Source organism: Glutamicibacter nicotianae (assembly GCF_006539525.1).
Lineage (GTDB): Bacteria > Actinomycetota > Actinomycetes > Actinomycetales > Micrococcaceae > Glutamicibacter > Glutamicibacter nicotianae.
This window is the reverse complement of sequence record NZ_BJNE01000006.1, coordinates 128,144-145,807: the sequence shown is the minus strand read 5'-3', so window position 1 is coordinate 145,807 and position 17,664 is coordinate 128,144. Positions and strand designations below refer to the sequence as shown.

The 17,664-nt window shown below is 64.0% G+C and carries 18 protein-coding genes; 1 reads left to right on the top strand and 17 read right to left on the bottom strand.

Annotated features, from left to right (window positions below; all coding sequences use genetic code 11):
• Positions 1–238: 238 nt before the first annotated feature.
• The 16 genes from ANI01nite_RS09155 to ANI01nite_RS09080 all read right to left on the bottom strand — a co-directional run bounded on the left by ANI01nite_RS09155 (position 239) and on the right by ANI01nite_RS09080 (position 15,349).
• Positions 239–463 carry a DUF3046 domain-containing protein gene (locus tag ANI01nite_RS09155; protein ID WP_038992632.1) on the bottom strand — a complete coding sequence of 75 codons (225 nt, stop codon included), beginning with the start codon at positions 461–463 and terminating at the stop codon, positions 239–241.
• A 111-nt stretch (positions 464–574) separates the two neighbouring features.
• On the bottom strand, positions 575–988 hold the full coding sequence (locus ANI01nite_RS09150; protein ID WP_141357541.1) for a helix-turn-helix domain-containing protein: 414 nt from the start codon (positions 986–988) through the stop codon (positions 575–577).
• Between the two features lie 196 nt (positions 989–1,184).
• Positions 1,185–1,667, bottom strand: coding sequence for a CinA family protein (locus tag ANI01nite_RS09145; protein WP_141357539.1), 483 nt, complete (start codon positions 1,665–1,667; stop codon positions 1,185–1,187).
• A gap of 6 nt (positions 1,668–1,673) precedes the next feature.
• A complete protein-coding gene (gene pgsA, locus ANI01nite_RS09140) occupies positions 1,674–2,276 on the bottom strand; it encodes a CDP-diacylglycerol--glycerol-3-phosphate 3-phosphatidyltransferase (protein ID WP_141357537.1) in 603 nt (200 codons plus the stop codon).
• 5 nt (positions 2,277–2,281) lie between these two features.
• On the bottom strand, positions 2,282–5,272 hold the full coding sequence (locus ANI01nite_RS09135) for an FtsK/SpoIIIE family DNA translocase (RefSeq protein ID WP_141357535.1): 2,991 nt from the start codon (positions 5,270–5,272) through the stop codon (positions 2,282–2,284).
• A gap of 96 nt (positions 5,273–5,368) precedes the next feature.
• Positions 5,369–5,620, bottom strand: a complete 252-nt coding sequence (locus ANI01nite_RS09130) for a hypothetical protein (protein ID WP_141357533.1) — start codon at positions 5,618–5,620, stop codon at positions 5,369–5,371.
• Between the two features lie 136 nt (positions 5,621–5,756).
• A complete protein-coding gene (locus ANI01nite_RS09125) occupies positions 5,757–6,218 on the bottom strand; it encodes a hypothetical protein (protein WP_141357531.1) in 462 nt (153 codons plus the stop codon).
• Between the two features lie 87 nt (positions 6,219–6,305).
• A complete protein-coding gene (mtr, locus tag ANI01nite_RS09120) occupies positions 6,306–7,709 on the bottom strand; it encodes a mycothione reductase (RefSeq protein ID WP_141357529.1) in 1,404 nt (467 codons plus the stop codon).
• A gap of 79 nt (positions 7,710–7,788) precedes the next feature.
• Positions 7,789–8,586: an ABC transporter ATP-binding protein gene (locus tag ANI01nite_RS09115; RefSeq protein ID WP_141357527.1), complete on the bottom strand. Its 798-nt coding sequence runs from the start codon at positions 8,584–8,586 to the stop codon at positions 7,789–7,791.
• A gap of 30 nt (positions 8,587–8,616) precedes the next feature.
• Positions 8,617–9,702 carry a FecCD family ABC transporter permease gene (locus ANI01nite_RS09110; protein ID WP_255314478.1) on the bottom strand — a complete coding sequence of 362 codons (1,086 nt, stop codon included), beginning with the start codon at positions 9,700–9,702 and terminating at the stop codon, positions 8,617–8,619.
• A 17-nt stretch (positions 9,703–9,719) separates the two neighbouring features.
• Positions 9,720–10,967, bottom strand: a complete 1,248-nt coding sequence (locus ANI01nite_RS09105; protein WP_141357523.1) for an MFS transporter — start codon at positions 10,965–10,967, stop codon at positions 9,720–9,722.
• Positions 10,967–11,986, bottom strand: coding sequence for an ABC transporter substrate-binding protein (locus ANI01nite_RS09100; RefSeq protein ID WP_141357521.1), 1,020 nt, complete (start codon positions 11,984–11,986; stop codon positions 10,967–10,969). The genes ANI01nite_RS09105 and ANI01nite_RS09100 overlap by 1 nt, the downstream gene beginning before the upstream one ends.
• 228 nt (positions 11,987–12,214) lie before the next feature.
• The gene (locus ANI01nite_RS09095; protein WP_141357519.1) at positions 12,215–13,117 is read right to left on the bottom strand and encodes an ABC transporter substrate-binding protein; all 903 of its coding nucleotides are present in this window, start codon (positions 13,115–13,117) and stop codon (positions 12,215–12,217) included.
• Positions 13,114–13,842: an ABC transporter permease gene (locus ANI01nite_RS09090; RefSeq protein WP_038992621.1), complete on the bottom strand. Its 729-nt coding sequence runs from the start codon at positions 13,840–13,842 to the stop codon at positions 13,114–13,116. The genes ANI01nite_RS09095 and ANI01nite_RS09090 overlap by 4 nt, the downstream gene beginning before the upstream one ends.
• Positions 13,839–14,525, bottom strand: a complete 687-nt coding sequence (locus ANI01nite_RS09085) for an ABC transporter permease (RefSeq protein ID WP_121866463.1) — start codon at positions 14,523–14,525, stop codon at positions 13,839–13,841. Before ANI01nite_RS09085 ends, ANI01nite_RS09090 begins: the two co-directional genes overlap by 4 nt.
• Positions 14,522–15,349 carry an ABC transporter ATP-binding protein gene (locus tag ANI01nite_RS09080; RefSeq protein WP_121867782.1) on the bottom strand — a complete coding sequence of 276 codons (828 nt, stop codon included), beginning with the start codon at positions 15,347–15,349 and terminating at the stop codon, positions 14,522–14,524. The genes ANI01nite_RS09085 and ANI01nite_RS09080 overlap by 4 nt, the downstream gene beginning before the upstream one ends.
• Before the next feature lie 240 nt (positions 15,350–15,589).
• Here ANI01nite_RS09080 and ANI01nite_RS09075 point away from each other — a divergent pair, with 240 nt between their 5' ends.
• A complete protein-coding gene (locus ANI01nite_RS09075; RefSeq protein ID WP_066139183.1) occupies positions 15,590–15,859 on the top strand; it encodes a hypothetical protein in 270 nt (89 codons plus the stop codon).
• An 88-nt stretch (positions 15,860–15,947) separates the two neighbouring features.
• Here ANI01nite_RS09075 and ANI01nite_RS09070 read toward each other — a convergent pair whose 3' ends face one another.
• On the bottom strand, positions 15,948–17,654 hold the full coding sequence (locus ANI01nite_RS09070; protein WP_038989607.1) for a ribonuclease J: 1,707 nt from the start codon (positions 17,652–17,654) through the stop codon (positions 15,948–15,950).
• Positions 17,655–17,664 lie beyond the last annotated feature (10 nt).

Genomic DNA, 17,664 nt, shown 5'->3' with positions numbered 1-17,664 from the left:
TCACCTTTGCTCTTGCAAGCCTGCTACGTACTTGCTCATGATTTTTGTCCTGCAATAGACAGTATGCTTGCCCACCGACACTTTGGACTCCGATAGCCCAGAAGTGTGGACAATCCCAGTGCTTAAGTTCTTGGCGCAGTTTCCTGCGTTGTTTCCAGCATAACCCTATCCGAACAGGTGTTCGAAATTCAACACGGCGTGTTCGAAGAGTTACTGCATGGGTATTCGAATGGAACCCCTATGATTGCTTCGGCTCGATATCCACGCCAAGCCAGCGTTCAGCCGGAACATCTTGCGCCCGGCACAGGGCTTCCCAGATCTGCTTGGGCTTGATGCCCCTATCGAGCGCCTGTGCCGCAGTCAGGCTGCCGAGTTCGGTCAGGGCCATGGAATCGGCCAGCACGCGGGAGTACCGCGGGCCGAACTCGTTTTCCATATTTCGCCAGAAATCGCTGATTTTCACCTGATAATTCTCCCACGCAAAGGCAAGGAGCCCGCGCATTTCGCGCAGGCTCCTTGCATGGCTGCCGGCAGTCTCGATTACTGAGTAGCGGCGGCCTGAAAAAGATTGATGCTAGACCGAGGCCAGTGGCTTGCTGTTGCCCTTGGCGGCAAACTCGTCGGCCATATCTGTCGGGACGGTATCCGGGACCGCAATGCCCTCTGCCAGGGCAACGCGCTCGGATACTTCACGGAGCATCAATGACAATGGGATTTCCAGCGCAACGCAGATTGAGGAGAGCAGCTCCGAAGAGGCTTCCTTCTGGCCACGCTCAACCTCGGACAGGTATCCGAGGGAAACTCGTGCGCTGTGCGAAACCTCGCGCAGGGTACGACCCTGGCGCTGGCGGACGTCGCGCAGGACATCGCCGATTTCATGACGGAGTACTACCATTTTGTGCTCCTCCTTCTCGGGCTGGACCATATGGGCTTCTCCCATATCGCGCCAACGGACGACACCATTGACAGTTACGGGTTGCTTGACCATGAATTTAGCCTCTGCTCCTAGGTCCATCTCGAAGATCTAATCAAATACGGGGGCCATCCTTGCGGCCCTGCAATTCGTACAACGACAGGTCATACGATTTTGTTCCCGTACGTTCACCCTAATCACATAAATGCGAGCTACGCCACATCCGGGATGGTTTTTGCGTAATATCACAGGAAGAAAAGTATTTCGTGTCTTACTGTGAAGAAGCTTTATCCAAGATGGAAGCGAACTGGTGAAGTGCCGCTTGGGTGCTCTGCTCGCGAATTTGCGCCCGGTCCCCCACAAAGTGGTGGGCCTCGGACCCGGAGTCGGCTCCCATGGCCCATCCAATATACACGGTGCCCACGGCCTTGCCATCGTGCGGCTCAGGGCCGGCGACTCCGGTTGCCGAAATCGCCGCGTCGGCGCCGCAGGCTCGCTGCGCGCCGACGGCCATCTGCCGGGCCACCTCGGGATCCACCGAACCGTTGGCCGCCAGCAGTGCTTCGTCGACGCCCAGCAGCGAGGCCTTGACCTCGGAGGAATAGCTGACGACTCCCCCGCGCAATACGGCCGAGGCGCCGGGAACTTCGGCCAGGCGCGCGGCGATCATTCCGGCGGTCAGCGATTCCGCGGTCGCCAGCTGCACGGCGCCGTCGATGGCCTTGGCAATCACCTCGGGGGCTGCGGGCTTCATCTGTCCCTACTTCCGCTTCTTGGCGGCCGCCGCCAGCTGGCCGGCCTTGATGAGGTATTCGATGCCGGTGACCACGGTGACCGCCAGGGTCAGCAGCATCAGGTACCAGGCCGCGGTGCCCAGCCAGTCGATGGTGTGGGTGTAGGGCAGCAGGTAGACCCCGATCACGATCGCCTGCAGCACGGTCTTGATCTTCCCGCCCATGTTCGCGGCGATCACGCCGTAGCGGATGACCACCACGCGCAGCAGGGTGATGCCCCATTCGCGGACCAGGATCACGATGGTGACCCACCAGGGCAGCTCGGCCAGGATCGAGAAGCACACCAGCGCCGAGCCGGTGAGCAGCTTGTCCGCGATCGGGTCGGCGATCTTGCCGAAGTTGGTGATCAGCCCGCGGCTGCGCGCTAGGTCCCCGTCGAGCTTGTCGGTGTACATGGCCACTACGAACAGTGCCAGCGCGACCCAGCGCCACAGGCCCTGCTCGTGGTTGTCCGCCATCAGCGCCCAGATGAAGAACGGCACCATGATGATGCGGATGGTGGTGAGCACGTTGGCGATGTTCAGCGTCGGTACCGGTGGCTGGGCACTGCGGCCAGCTTGCTCGCTCATGGGTATCAGTTTCTTCCTGTCAGGTTCCAGGCGTCCTCGCCCGAATCGTCGTCATCGGAGCCGTCGAAGTAGTCCACGGCCTGCGGGCGATCCTCCAGATCCCTGGCGACCAGGTCCTCGGCATAGTCGGTGACCGGCTCGGCATGGTTCACATTGGCCTCGGCTACCAGCGCCGCCTCGGTGGCCGACGGGGTGCTGGTGGCCGGATCGTCCCCGCGCATCGCGGCCAGCACCATCGGCAGGTCGTCCGGCTGGATCAGCACGTCGCGGGCCTTGGAGCCCTCGGAAGGGCCGACCACGCCGCGCGATTCCATCAGGTCCATCAGGCGACCTGCCTTGGCGAAGCCCACGCGCAGCTTGCGCTGCAGCATCGAGGTGGAGCCGAACTGGCTGGTGACCACGAGCTCGGTGGCCTGCAGCAGCAGCTCCAGGTCGTCTCCGATGTCCTCGTCGATCTGCTTCTTCTTCTCGGCGGCCGGGATCACGTCGTCCCGGTATTCGGGCTGCAGCTGGCTCTTGACGTGCTCGACGACGCGGTGGATCTCCGATTCGGTGACCCAGGCGCCCTGGACGCGCATCGGCTTGGAGGTGCCCATCGGCAGGAACAGCGCGTCGCCCTGGCCCAGCAGCTTCTCCGCGCCGGGCTGGTCCAGGACCACGCGGGAGTCGGTGACCGAAGAGGTGGCGAAGGCCATGCGCGAAGGCACGTTGGCCTTGATCAAGCCGGTGACCACGTCCACCGACGGGCGCTGGGTGGCCAGCACCAGGTGGATGCCGGCGGCACGCGCCAGCTGGGTGATGCGCACGATGGACTCTTCCACATCGCGCGGGGCGACCATCATCAAATCGGCGAGCTCGTCGACGATCACCAGCAGGTACGGGTAGGGCTTGAGCACGCGCTTGGAACCCTCGGGAGGGTGCACCTTGCCGGCCTTGACCGCCTTGTTGAAGTCGTCGATGTGCTTGAAGCCGAAGTTGGCCAGGTCGTCGTAGCGGGTGTCCATTTCGCGGACCACCCACTGCAGGGCCTCGGCGGCCTTCTTCGGGTTGGTGATGATTGGGGTGATCAGGTGCGGCACGCCTTCGTAGGCGGTGAGCTCCACGCGCTTGGGGTCGACCATGACCATGCGCACCTCGTCGGGGGTGGCGCGCATCAGGATCGAGGTGATCATCGAGTTCACGAACGAGGACTTGCCCGCGCCGGTGGCGCCGGCCACCAGCAGGTGCGGCATCTTGGCCAAGTTGGCCACGACGAAGCCGCCCTCGACGTCCTTGCCCACGCCCATCACCATCGGGTGCTCGGACTTGCGGGCGTTGGAGCTGCGCAGCACGTCGCCCAGGGCGACGACTTCCTTGTCGGTGTTCGGGATCTCGATGCCGATGGCGGACTTGCCCGGGATCGGCGAGAGGATGCGCACATCCGAGGAGGCCACGGCGTAGGAAATGTTCTTGGACAGCGCGGTGACCTTCTCCACCTTGGTGCCCGGGGCCAGCTCGATCTCGTAGCGGGTCACCGTCGGGCCGCGCGAGAAGCCGGTGACCTGCGCGTCGACCTTGAACTGCTGCAGCGTGTTGGTCAGCGCGTCGACCACCACCTGATTGGCTTCGGAGGCTTCCTTGGCCGGCGGGCCGGCAGGCAGGTAGTGCTCCTCGGGCAGGGTGTAGGTGACATCCCCGGAGAGCTGCAGCTGCTCGCTGCGCGCCGGGATCGGCGCCTGCGGGGAAGTTCCGAGCCCGGCGGCGCGCGAGGAGACCTGGTCCATCGCTGAGGTGGTGGCTTCGGGTTCGGCCTTCAGCCCGATGTTGGCCATGATCTCGGCCATTTCGGCCTCGGCCTTGGTGGGGCGTTTGACCCCCGGCGGCGGGCCGGCCGGTTTCGGGATCGCCACTGTGGCGGCGTCTTCGCTGGCGTCGGCGGGGCCGGAGCCATCCAGCTGCGGGCGGGCGATGGCCTGGGTGGCCGCCTCGTCGGCGTCGAAGATCTTGCCGGAGTTGCGGTTGACCGCAGGCATCGCGTCGGTGGCAGGATCATCCTCGCCGATGACCGCCTGGTCGTAGGCGATATCGCCGGAGCGGTCGGAATTCTCCGTCCCATCCACGTCGTAGACTTCGGTGACCTTGCGGGCGGCGGCTGCACGGCGCTCGAAGAAGCCCGGCTTCTTCTTTTTCGGTGCCGGGGCCTCGGCCTCGGCCTCGGGATAGAGGTAGGACTGGTCGTGGTCTTCGCGGGTGGCATCCAGTTCCATCGCGGCGGTGGCCCGGGTGGCGCGCGGCGTATCCGGGTCCTGGCCGAGCAGGCGGTTGTAGCCGGCGCGCACGCGCGCAGGGATCTGCATCACCGGGGTGGCGGTGACGATCAGGATCGACATGAACACCAGGAAAATGAACACCGCCATGGCGCCCGGAACCGATATCAGCAGGCCCAGCGGGGTGCCCAGGATGGACCCGGCCATGCCGCCGGCATTCCACAGCGCTTCGAAGTCGTCGGTGACCGCCGGCGAGCCGTTGGCCAGCGAGGCGATCGATGAGCCGGAGAGCGTCATGATCAGCAGCCCGATGCCGATGCGGTTGTTCGCGGTGACAGCTTCGGGGTAGCGGAAGAGCCGGAAGGCGCCGATGAACAGGATGACCGGCAGCAGCACGGCCATGAAGCCCAGGGTGCCGCCGGCGACAGCGTGCACGCCGGTGCCGAACCAGCCGGCATCGCGCAGGCCCCACCATTCGATGACCGCGACGATGATCGCGATCAGCGCGAGGAACAAGCCGGTGCCGTCGCGGCGCAGCTCGTAGTCAGGCTTGACGGTTCCGCCGATGCGGCGGAACGCGCCGCCGAAGATCCGGGCAATGCCCATCCACACGCTGCGGATTGCGCGCAGCGGCAGGGCGAGTTCCGCATCCGGGTTCTCGGGCGTTTTCTTGGAGGACGAGGAGCTGGACGCCTTGGGTTTGCGCGTCGCAGTCTTCTTCGTCCCCTGAGACTGGGTACGTGGGGCCATACTCCAAGGGTATCGCCATACGCTGGATGCACCCCGAATTTACACGTCTGCACGGGTGCTGCAGCGGCTAGATAATCATCACGCCGCAGGACCGGGCTATGGCGTGTACTCGATCACCAGGGTGTAGCCGCCGGGGCTTGGCATGCAGGCATGGCTGTCCACCTGGTACCCGGAGGCCTCGAAGGCATCCACCGTGGCAGTTTCCATCATGGCGCAGGTGCCGGCGCTGGAGACTTCCTGGGTGTAGGCCATGGTGCTGGCGTAGGCGGCCGGGATGGCTGCCAGCGCCCACGCCCCGGCCAGCATCGTTGCCGTGGCGCAGGCGCCGAGGCGGCTTGCGGACTTCATGCGCTCTCCTTCTCTGCGTTGGAACCGGCGCCTGGACCTGGCGCCCGCCTCCCAACCTGCCACAGCGAGCGGTGCTCGGCCAGCGGCGCCCAGCTGGCAACCAGCTGGTGCTTGGGCCGTCGCTCCCCCGAGATCTTCAGCCTCGGGCGGTGCAGCAGTTGAGCCCGGCCAGGATGGCGGATCCCGCGGCGAAGCACACCACCAGCAGCCCCAGGGCAGTACCGAGGAATGGTGCCGGATTCGTATCGCCCAGGCCCATGGCGGCGATCGCCACCGCGGGAAGCATGGCGGCGACGGCAGCTCCGAGGCCGGCGGCTGCCGATTGCCGGGTGCCACTGGCCTCTGGTTTCCCCGCGGCTTGGATTTCAAGGGCCGCATGCGCCCCGCTGCAGCAGATCAACCCCATCAGCACGCCGGCTATCGCGCCGCAGGCCAGCGGCAAGCCCAATTCGCCGAGGCTGCTGCCGTAGCCATCCTGGCCGATCGGCCAGAACATCCAGAGCACCGCCAGCACGCCCAGACCCAAGCCCACGCCCGCGGCGATCAGGAACAAGCTGCCGGTCTTCGAGGTCGCGGTTCGCGCGGTATTCCGAGTCATGGCTTCAGCCTAGGACAGCGTGGCACCATTGGCTACTGGCCTGCGGATTCATCTGCCGGCGGCCAGTGAACTGACCAGCTTCGGCCGCTAGGAGAAATCCAGGCCGAGCAACGCGTTCTCGGTGACTTCCGGCAGGGCCGGGTGGATCCAGTACTGCTTGGTTGCCACCTCGCGCACGTCCAGTCCGAAGGCCATGACGGTGATCATCTGCTGGATCAGCGTCGAGGCCTGCGGGCCCATGTAGTGCGCACCGAGCAGCTTGCCGGTGTCCCGGTCGGCGATGAGCTTTGCGATGCCGGTGCCATCTTCCATCGCCCAGCCGTAGGCCACGTCCCCGTACTTCTGCACCTTGACCGTGACATCATGCCCGGCCTCGCGGGCTTGATCTTCGGTCATCCCGACGTAGGCGATCTGCGGGTGGGTGAAGACCGCGGCCGGCACGTGCTCGTGCGGCATCTTCACCATGTCCTGCGGGTTCAGCAGGTTGTGGCGCACCGCGCGCATCTCGGCGTTGGCCACATGCTTGAGCTGGAAGGGCGAGGAAATATCGCCCAGCGCCCAGACACCTTCAGCGGAAGTCGAGCGGCCGTATTCGTCCACGCTGACCTGCCCGTCGTCCGAGGCGATGCCTGCATTCTGCAGGTCCAACTGGTCGCCGTTGGGCACCCGCCCGGTCGCTACCAGCAGCACCTCGGCGCTGGCGGTGGAGCCGTCATCCAGGGTCAGCACCACCCCGTCGCTTTCCTGCACGGCGCTGGCCACCGTCCGTCCCATGCGCACGTCGTAGCGTTCGGCGGCCAGCTGGTTGAAGGGCTCGCGCAGGTCGGCATCCAGGTGGCGCATCAGCTCGGAGCGGGCCAGGATGGTGACCTTGGTGCCCAGCGCCTCGAAGACGTGGGCGAACTCCATGGCAATGTAGCCGCCGCCGATGATCACAATGGACTTCGGCTGGCTCGCCAGGCGCATGATGTCCTCGTTCGTGTGGAAATGCACCCCCGAATCAATGATTTCCTGCGGAATGAAGGGGCGCGAACCGGCGGCCAGGACAATCTGGTCCGCGCTGATGGTCTTGGCTTCTGCTCCCTGCCCGGTGCGCAGCGTGCGCTCGCCGACGAAACGCGCGTGCTGGTCATAGACGTCGATGTTCGGCGTCTGCTCGCCGCGGCGGTACTCCTCGCCCCCCTGGGCGATCGGATCGATGCGCTTGCCGAAGACCCTGCTGACGATGCCGGGCCAGTCCACGGAATTGACCTGGGCGTCGATTCCCAGCCGTGCCGATTCCCTGGTTTCCAAGGCGACGTCTGCGGCATAGACATACATCTTGGTCGGGATGCAGCCGACGTTCAGGCAGGTGCCGCCGAAGGCGCCCTTCTCGATGATGGCAATGGACTGCCCGTCGAATTCAGGCCCCGGAATGGAGTTGCCCGATCCGGTGCCGAGGATGATCAGATCGTAGTGCTTGTCTGCTTCGATAGCGGCGGAAGACGTCATGGCAGGTGTACCTTTCACGGTCAATGCTTGGGGCCCGGCAGGCAGGCGTGTGGACAGCGCTTGCCTACCGGGCAGGCTATCATCCGGGAACCGGACTTCCGCTATGTTGCAGTTCTGGCTCATCGGCCAGGCTGAACACCAGCTGCAGGATCCCGTCCACGAGCACCGGCTGTGCATGGATCCCGTAGACCTGCAGCAGGAGTTCGGGCGCCAGCACCTGGTGGGGCGTCCCCGCGGCGATGATTCCGCCGTTGGCCAGCAGCACCAGCTTGCTGCAGTAGCGGGCCGCCAAATTCAGGTCGTGCAGCACCACCACCGTGGTGGTTCCCAGTTCTCCGACCATGCGCAGCAGCTCATGCTGGTAGCGGATGTCGAGGTGGTTGGTGGGCTCGTCCAGCAGCAGGTGCTCGGCCTGCTGGGCCAAGGTCCGGGCCACCAGCACGCGCTGCTTCTCGCCCCCGGAGAGGGTCGAATAGCGGCGGTCGGCCAGGTGCCGGGCGCCGACCCGGGCCAGCGCCGAGGCAACTGCCCGGTGGTCCTCGCGGGACATGGCGGCCAGCGCCTTGCGGTGCGGTGCCCTGCCCAGGAGCACCATTTCGGCGACGCTGACCGGCAATTCGGTGGGGGTTTCCTGGGCCACGACCGCAATCCTGCGGGCCAGTTCGTTGCCGCGCAGTTCGGTGACCGGGCGCTCGTCGACAAGCACCAGACCGGCGGTGGGCTTCAGCGCCGCATAGAGCGTGCGCAGCAGGGTGGACTTGCCGCTGCCGTTGGGGCCGATCAGCCCGACCACTTCCCCGGAGCCGGCTTGCAGCCCTGCCGATTCGATGACCAGCTTTCCGCCATAGCCCACGGATATATCGGTAGCAGTAATCATTCTTCTTGCCTTCTTCCAGGTTCGTTTTTCCTACTGGGCCGCATTGAGCTTGCGAACCAGCGCGAACAGCAATGGGGCACCGAGCAGCGCCGTCACGATGCCCAGGGGCAGTTCCTGCGGCGCCATGGCAGTCCGGGCCAGCACATCGGCCCAGACCAGGAACACCGCACCGAGCAGCGCAGCGACCGGTATCAGGATCCGGTGCGTCGATCCAACGCACAGCCGGGCCACGTGCGGAATCACCAGCCCGACAAACCCGATGCCGCCTGAGGAGGCGACCAGCGCACCCACGCACACCGCGGTCACGACCATGACGGACGCGCGCAGCTTGGCCGGAGCTATGCCCAGTGCCTGCGCGGTGCCATCGCCAATGGCCAGCGCATCCAGCGGCCGCGACCAATAGGCCAGCAGCGTAGCTGTCCCGAGCACCACGACCCAGGTGATCATGACCGATTGCCCGGTAGCCTGCGCCAAGGAACCCAGGGTCCAGAACAGCACCGAACGCCCGGCGTTGGGATCATCCGAAGCGAAAATCAGCAGCGAGGTGAGCGCGTGCAGCACATAGCCCACTGACACCCCTGCCAGGACCAGACGGGTGGATGTCATCTCGGAGCCGATCCGTGCCAGCAGGTAGACGAAGATCCCCGCGGCCAACGCCCCGGCAAAGGCGCTGGCCGCCAGCGAGGCCGTTCCGATGCCGGCGGCCGCTCCGAAGAGGATCGAGGCCGCCGAGAGCGTGGACGCCCCGGAGGTCACGCCCAGCAGGTACGGTTCAGCCAGGATGTTGCGGGTCAGCGCCTGCAGCGCCACCCCGGCCAGGGCCAGCCCGGCGCCGACGGCGGCGCCCAGAAGGACCCGCGGAACGCGCAGCAGCAGGACAATGGACTCATCCGATGCGCTGAAGGCACCGGAGTCGGCTGCCCCGGACAGGTGCGCCTTGAGGATCTGCAGGACGGTGCCCGGCTCAATGGCCACCGGGCCGAGCCCTACGGCCACCGGCACAGAGACCAGCAACACGCTCAGCAGCGCGCAAATCCACAGCCATGCGTGCCGGGCGCGCCGGTCATGATCCAGATCATCGCCTGAACCGGCCAGCGGCTCCCGGTGTGCTCGCACTGCAGAATCCAACGGGGTCATGGTTGCCTTTCCAGGGTTTTGGCAGGGGAAGGGGTGCGCAGGGTCAGCGCGGAAGCCAGCGCCACCAATGTCAATGCGCACAGCACGGCAGCGGCGGCCAGGTAGCCGGAGCCGGCCAGCGCCGCGCCGGAAGCCGCCGTGCCCAGGAACAAGCCCAGGGACATTCCGGCCGCGTTCAGGCTCAGCGCGGTGCCGCGCACCTGCGTGCAGCGGCTCACCAGCAGGCTCATCACGGCGGCCGAGACCACCGCGTGGCTGGCCGAAAGCACCGCTGTGCCGGCCACCGCCAGCGGCAGCACCGGAGCGAGGTAGACCCCGGACAGCGCCACGAGCGAAATACCCAGGCTGATAACCATCACGGCACGGGTGCGGGCCGGCGAGTCTTCGGTGTTGAGCATTCGCCCGGCCAGCAGGTGGCCGAGGAAGAAGGCCCCGCCGCTGACCGACCAGACGAAGGCGAACCAATTGGCATCCAGGGAGAATTTCTGGGCATACAGCGGAGCGAGGAAGGCCAGATGCCCCATGAAGGCTCCGGCGCGCCCGAAGGAAACCAGCAGCAGAGCCCGAGCTCCGGGCACCCCAGCCAGGGTGCGGAAGGCCGCAAGGTAGCCCAGCCGGGCAGGGGCCGGGGTGTCCCCGGCGTGCCCAGCGCCACGGCGGCCGTAGCGCAGCACCGCCGGGATCAGCGCGATGCTGAGCACGGCGATGGCGACCAGATTGCCCTGCCACCCCCAGAACAGCGCCGGCAGCACCAGCAGCGGCGCGCCCACCGTGGAAGCCAAAGTCTGGGCCGTCATCACCAAGGTGGCCGCCCGGCCGGCGGCCGGCGTGGTGCCGAACCGGTCCGCGGCCGCGGTGGACAGCGCGGGGTACAGCAAGGCGTTGGATACGCCGGTGGCCAGGCAGAATACCGCCAGCGCGGCCAGTCCCGAAAAGGTTCCCACGATGGCTGCCAGGCCCATCAATCCCAACGCCGCGGCGGCCACGGTGCCCGGGGCGATGCGCCCGATCAGCGGGGCCAGCGCAACTCCGGCGAGCACCGCGCCAATGCCGGCCAGCCCGCGCAGGGTTCCAGTTTCGGCGTAGCCGGCCCCGGCCCAGTCCGCGATGGGCACCAGGAAGGTGCTCAGCACCGTGAAGGGCAGCAAGCCCAGTGCCGAGGCCAGCAGCGCAGGCCAGATCTCCGCGATAATGCGCCGTTCGCTGGGCAATTGGTGCGTGGTGTGCAGGTCGGGCTGGCTCATCAACGGGCCAGCCGGTCGACGATCAGCTCGACCCCGTCCACGGCCAGCGGACCGGGCGAGGAATAGTAGTAGTTCAGCGGCACGATGGCGCTGTCCTGGTCAATGGCGGGCAAACCCGCCAATTCGGGGCGGTTGCGCAGCTCGTCGATGACCTGCTGGTCCGTTTCCAAGTTCGAGGACCCGGTCGGCAGGTACATGGCGAAGACCTTGTCGGCTGAGCTGTTCACGAGTTCTTCGGTGGAGGGCTCGAAGTAGCGCTTGGGAACGTCGCTGAAGACGTTCTCCATGCCCAGTAATTCCATCTGCTCGGCAATCAGGGATTCATGGCCATAGGATCCCAAGGTGCCGGAGACGGGCACGTACAACGGCATGCCCCGCTGCCCACTGGCCTGCTTGGCATTGCGCGCTGCCTGCTCGACGCGGGAGCGCATGTCCTTCACCGAGCCGGCGGCTATCTGTTCGTTGCCGAAGAGCTGTCCGTAGGATTCCACATCCTTGTAGATCTGGTCGAAACCGCTCAGTCCTCCGGTGGATCGATCCTCGAATCCAGCGCAGTACCCGCTGACGGTCAGCATCTTCACTCCGGCGCTTTCCAAACGCTCTGCCAACGAATCCAGATCGATTCCGGCTGCGATATCGGTTCCGATCACCACGTCCGCACCCGAGGCCAGGATCATTTCGTAGGAGACGTCATGGGAGTCTTCGGTGATCCGATCGGCTTTGCGCACCACCGCCATGGTTTCTTCGTCGAAAGGCACCTGCATGCTGCCTGCGTAGTGCGTGAGCTTGTCTCCCGCTCCAGCGGCAGTCAATAGGGCTGGCGCTTCCGAGCCCACAGCGAGAACGCTTTCCGGGGCCTTGTCGAAGACTACTTGCCTTCCGCAGCTGTCTAGGACAAGGTTTGTCGTCTCGGCACCCTGCGGCGCGCCGCTGGCGGATCCGGCCGGCGTGCTGCATCCGGTGACCAAAGCCAAGACTGCAACTGGCACGGCCAGCTTCCAGGGGTTGAGTTTTTTCATCTATCAGTGCTCCATTCATGGCAGGCGGGCGTCGACCGCCGAATTCCAGCGAGTCCTCAGCCAACAACGCTAAACACTAATGAGAATCATTATCAATTGTCAAAATATGTCAGCACCGCGCTCTTCCCAGCCCAAGCCGTTTTCGGGCAATGAAAAGCAGCCGCACTGCCCGATATTGAACGGGCGGCACGGCTGCCGTGATGCTGCTTTTCTGTGCTGGATTGCGGGCTAGAGTCCCTCGGAAGCCAGCCAGGCCGAAGCGATGTCGGCTGCCGATTTCTTGTCCACGGTGCTTTGGACATTCAGGTTCACCAGAACCTGCGCCGTCAGTTTCTCGCTGACCGGATCGAGGACTTCCGCCAATTCCTCGGATTGATCAGCAGCCACCAATGGCACCACGTTTGACGCCAGGAACAGCGACTTCGGATCTTCCAGAACCACGAGGTCCTCGGTCTGGATGCGCGGATCGGCGGTAAAGACGTTGGCAATATTCACCGTGCCGGCGACCAGGTCTTCAACGGTCGTATCGCCCGTTGCAGAGAACTCCGCCTTCACGCCGTAGGTGCTTTCCAAGCCCTTGGGGCCGTAGGGGCGCTCAGCAAGTTCGGGCGGGCCGCCCACGGTCAATGGTTCGGAGATGCCGGCAAGGTCCTCGATGCTGGTGAGGTTGTTGGCTTCGGCGAATTTTTTCGTCACCGTATAGGAGTCCTGGTCCGAAGCCTCGGCGGCTTCGAGCACCGCGAGTGATTCAGGCAAGGACTTCTTCAGCTCGTCATAGACTTCCTCGGAGGAACGTGCTTCGGTGTCTTCCTTGTAGAACTGCAGCAGGTTGCCCGTGTATTCAGGGAAGACGTCAATGCTTCCGTCTTCCAGCTGAGGCATGTAGGCATCGCGCTGCCCGATGCTGAATTGCCGTTCTACTTCCATGCCGGCTCCTTCAAGTGCCTGGGCATAAATCTCGGCGACAATTTCATTTGAGTAGTAGGCCTGCGAACCTACCACGACCGTTGTTCCGCCATCCTGGGCGGCATCGCTTTCCGTGGCCAGCGGGTCCGCACTGGAACATCCGGCCAGTACCAGGCTTCCGGCCAGCACGAGAGCGCTTGTGGAGAAAAACTGCTTCCTGTTCATGACATTTCCCTTTCGAGGGTGATTTGGTCATCGGTATAGTGGAACTTCTTCTTCGTGCGTGCACCCAGACCGCGCGGTACGGCAGCTTTCTGGGCCATGGCAAATGCCAAGTCCAGCACAAGGGCCAGCGCCGCAACCATCAAGGCTCCACCCAGAACCATGTCGAAGCGCCGCAGGTTCAGTCCGGTGATGATGGGCAAGCCCAGGCCGCCGAGGTTCACGTAGGCGGCGACAGTTACCGTGGCCACTACTTGAAGCACCGCGGAGCGGATCCCGCCCACGAGCAGGGCGAGGCCTAGTGGAATCTCGACCTTGAAGAGTATCTGCCATTCGGTCATCCCCACGGCCCTGGCAGCGTCAATGGTTTTGCGGTCAATGGCTTCGAAGCCGGTGTAGGCTCCCGCAAGCAGTGATGGAATCGCCAGCACAACGAAGGTCAGCAGGGCCGCTTCTGGCTTGTGCAGTACACCGAGCAGCAGCACCAGCAGGATCAGCAAGCCGAAGGATGGCACCGCCCGGGCAATGCCGGCGATGCCGACCGCAATTTCGCGCCCTTTGCCAGTGTGCCCGATTGCCCATCCGGCGGGGATGGCAATCACGCCAGCGATCAGCACTGCCAGCACGGTGAACAGCAGGTGCTGCCCCAGCAGGGCAGCCAGTCCCCCATCGCCCTGCCACTGTTCAGCTGCGAAGATCCATGACAGCGCATCGGAAATCAGATTCATGATGCCGCCTGTTCAGTGGACTTCGGCGCCGGCGTTCGCCGCTTCAAGGTGCTCGCCGTGGTCCACGGCATCAGCCAACGACCCGCCAAAAGCAACAGCAGGTCGACCAGCAGGGCGATCGCTGCCACTGCGATAATGCCGGCCAGAACTTCCTCGATAATGCGGCGCTGCAAGCCGTTGGTGAACAAGTAGCCCAGGTTGGTGACGCCGACCAGGATGCCAACCGTGGCCAGCGAGATCGTGCTGACCGCGGTCACGCGCAATCCGGCCAGAACCACGGGGCCGGCCAACGGGAGGTCAACAGCAAAGAAACGACGTGCCGTTCCGTAGCCCATGGCCGTTGCCGCCGACCTGGTTGCCGGGTCGACCGAGTTCAGCCCGTCGACCACGCTGCGCACCATGATGGCGACCGCGTAGATCGCCAGAGCGAGAATCAAGTTGGCTTCGCTGATCGCGCTCATCCCGGTGAGCACGGGCAGTATCATCAGCAAAGCCAATGAAGGGATCGTGTAGAGCAATCCAGTGAGGCTCACGACTGGTCCGCGCAGGAGCTTGTATTTCCAGGCCACCCAACCCAGCGGGATCGACGCAGCGAATCCGAGAACGATTGCTATCACGGACTGGCGCAGGTGCTCCAGCGAAAGCGACCCAATGAGTCCGAGGTTTTCCAGGATCCAGTTCACTGGACTGTTCCGTCCTCGACAAGCTTGCCCTGCGTCCGACCTTGGGCATCGATAAGGACGGTTCCATGTTCCGTCTGCTTCAGGCTCAATGCCCGGGACCCACGCTGCGCACCGATGAAGGAGGCGACGAAATCATTGGCTGGATGCTCAATAATTTCACTGGGGCTGCCTACTTGGAGCTTCTGTGCGCCGGCCGCCAGAATCACTACCTGGTCTCCCAGCAGGAAGGCCTCGTCAATATCGTGGGTAACAAAGACAATGGTCTTGTCGAGTTCTCTTTGGAGTCGAAGCAATTCTTCTTGCAGCTCGGCGCGAACGATAGGGTCAACCGCGCCGAAGGGCTCATCCATGAGCAGGATGTTCGGGTCCGAGGCAAGTGCCCTGGCGACACCGACTCGCTGCTGCTGGCCTCCCGAGAGTTGGTGCGGATAGCGGTCGGCCTGCGCAGGAATTAAACCTACGGTTTCCATGAGTTCGAGGGCTCGTTTGCGTGACGCGGCTTTGGACATGCCTTGAAGCCGCGGCACGGTAGCGATGTTCTCCGCGACGGTGAAATGCGGCATGAGTCCCGAGTTCTGCATGACGTAGCCAATGCTTCGACGCAGTTCCACCGCTGGCTTGTTGGTGATGTCCTCCCCATCGATCCGAAGCACTCCATGGCTCGGATCAACCATGCGGTTTACCATCCGCAGCAAGGTCGTCTTGCCGCAGCCTGAGGATCCCACGAAGACTGTGGTGCGGTGTGCCGGAATTTGCAGGCTGAAATCCTTGACGGCAACCGTGCCATCCGGATAGTGCTTCGAGACGTTCTCGAACTCAATCATGCGCATTCCTCCTCGGCGGTTTCATTCCGAACCTTGTGCGATGCCTGAGCATGTTTCGTCTCCTTGAGCTAGCGTTGAGCCCAATTCTGCCTCAAATGCGCTGTGACAGCACCCAATGCCGGGAATCATTCAGCTTCAAACAGTTTGGCGCTTACCGTATTCCTACCAGAATGTCGGTAGAGTGAGCCAAAAGCATTTTTACGGCATTTGGAGAATACATTGCACAAACGCTCGAAATTCATGGCTACTGCCGCTTTGGCAATTGGTGCCTTGGCTCTCTCGTCACCAGCAATCGCTGACACGCAAGGTTTTACCCCAACCGGTGATTGGGACAGCGCCGTTATCATGGACACTCGCACCGGGGAGGTGCTGGAGCGGATCGATGCGGACCAGTGGGATTCGGTCATTGTCATGGACGCGCAAACGGGGCACGTCGTGCCTCAAAGTCCTGCTCCGGCAATCGAACGGCCTGACTGGCCGAAGCCTGCATTCTTGAGTTTCGTTGGATGACACTGAATTTCTACACAGGCACTGTTGGAGCTGTCCAAAAAATTATTGCCTCGAACCATAATTGGTTCGAGGCAATAATTCCGGAAGTCTAGGCTTCGAGCACTACCGGGACGATCATTGGTCGGCGGCGCAGCTTGCGCGATACCCACGAGCCGATCACGCGGCGGGTGATCTGCTGCAGCTGGTGCGTGGTGTGGTTCGGGTTGTTGCCCACTGCTTCCACAATCGCGGCTGCAATCTTCGGCTTGATCTCGTTGAAGACCGAGTCCTCTTCCGCCACACCGCGTGCGTGAATATCCGGGCCGGAGATGATCGTGCCGTTCTGGCGGTTGATCACGGTGATGACCGAGATGAAGCCTTCCTCGCCCAGGGTGACGCGGTCCTTCAAGTCATCGTCGGTGATGGTGCCGACCTTGGAGCCGTCAACGTAGACGTATCCGCATTCGACCTGGCCGACGAGCTTCGCAACGCCGTCCTTCATGTCGATGACCGAACCGTCGTCTGCCAGCAGCACGTTGTCCTCCGGGACACCGGCCTGCGCGGCCAGCCGGCCGTTGGCAATCAGGTGGCGGGTTTCGCCGTGCACCGGGAGCACGTTCTTCGGGCGCAGGATGTTGTAGCAGTACAGCAATTCGCCAGCCGATGCGTGGCCGGAAACGTGGACCTTGGCCATGCCCTTGTGGATGACCTCCGCGCCCAGGCGCATCAGGCCGTTGATCACGCGGAAGACCGAGTTCTCGTTGCCCGGGATCAAGCTGGAGGCCAGGATGACGGTGTCGCCCGGGTTGACCTGGACCTTGTGCTCGCCGTTGGCCATCCTGGACAGGGCGGCCATCGGCTCGCCCTGCGAACCGGTGGACATCAGCACGACCTTGTGGTCCGGCAGCGAGTCGATCTGCTTCAGGTCGACCAGCACGCCCTGCGGCACGTCGAGGTAGCCCAGGCGTTCGGCGATGCCCATGTTGCGCACCATCGAGCGGCCAATGAAGGCAACCTTGCGCCCGTGCATCGCGGCCGCATCCAGCACCTGCTGCACACGGTGCACGTGCGAGGAGAAGGACGCGACAATGATGCGGCGGCGGGCGCGCGCGAACTTGGCTTCGAGGACCGGGCCGATCTCGCGTTCGGCCACGGTGAAGCCCGGGACTTCGGCGTTGGTGGAGTCCGGCAGGAACAGGTCCACGCCTTCCTCGCCCAGACGCGCGAAGTGGCGCAGATCGGTGATGCGGCCGTCCAGCGGCAGCTGGTCCATCTTGAAGTCGCCGGTGTGCAGCACGGTGCCGGCCTCGGTGCGCAGGAATACTGCCAGGGCGTCGGGGATCGAGTGGTTCACGGCAACGAATTCGCATTCGAAGTTGCCAACCTGCGCGATCTCGCCCTCCACCACGATGTTGGTGTTGGCCTTGATGCGGTGTTCTGCCAGCTTTGCTTCAACGAAGGCCAGGGTCAGCTTGGACCCGTACAAAGGGATGTCTTCGCGCAGGCGCAGCAGGTAAGGAACAGCACCGATATGGTCCTCGTGGCCGTGGGTCAGCACGAGGCCCACCACGTCGTCCAGGCGGTCCTTGATGTAGGAGAAGTCCGGCAGGATCAGATCCACGCCAGGCTGGTGCTCTTCGGGGAAGAGCACGCCGCAGTCGACGATCAACAGTTTCCCGTTGAGTTCGAATACGGTCATGTTTCGGCCGACCTCGCCCAAGCCGCCGAGGGGAACAATGCGCATTGTCCCCTTCTTCAGCTTCGCCGGAGTCTGCATACGCGCAGCGTCAGCCTTGCCTACTGAACTCTCAGTCATATGTGGTTAG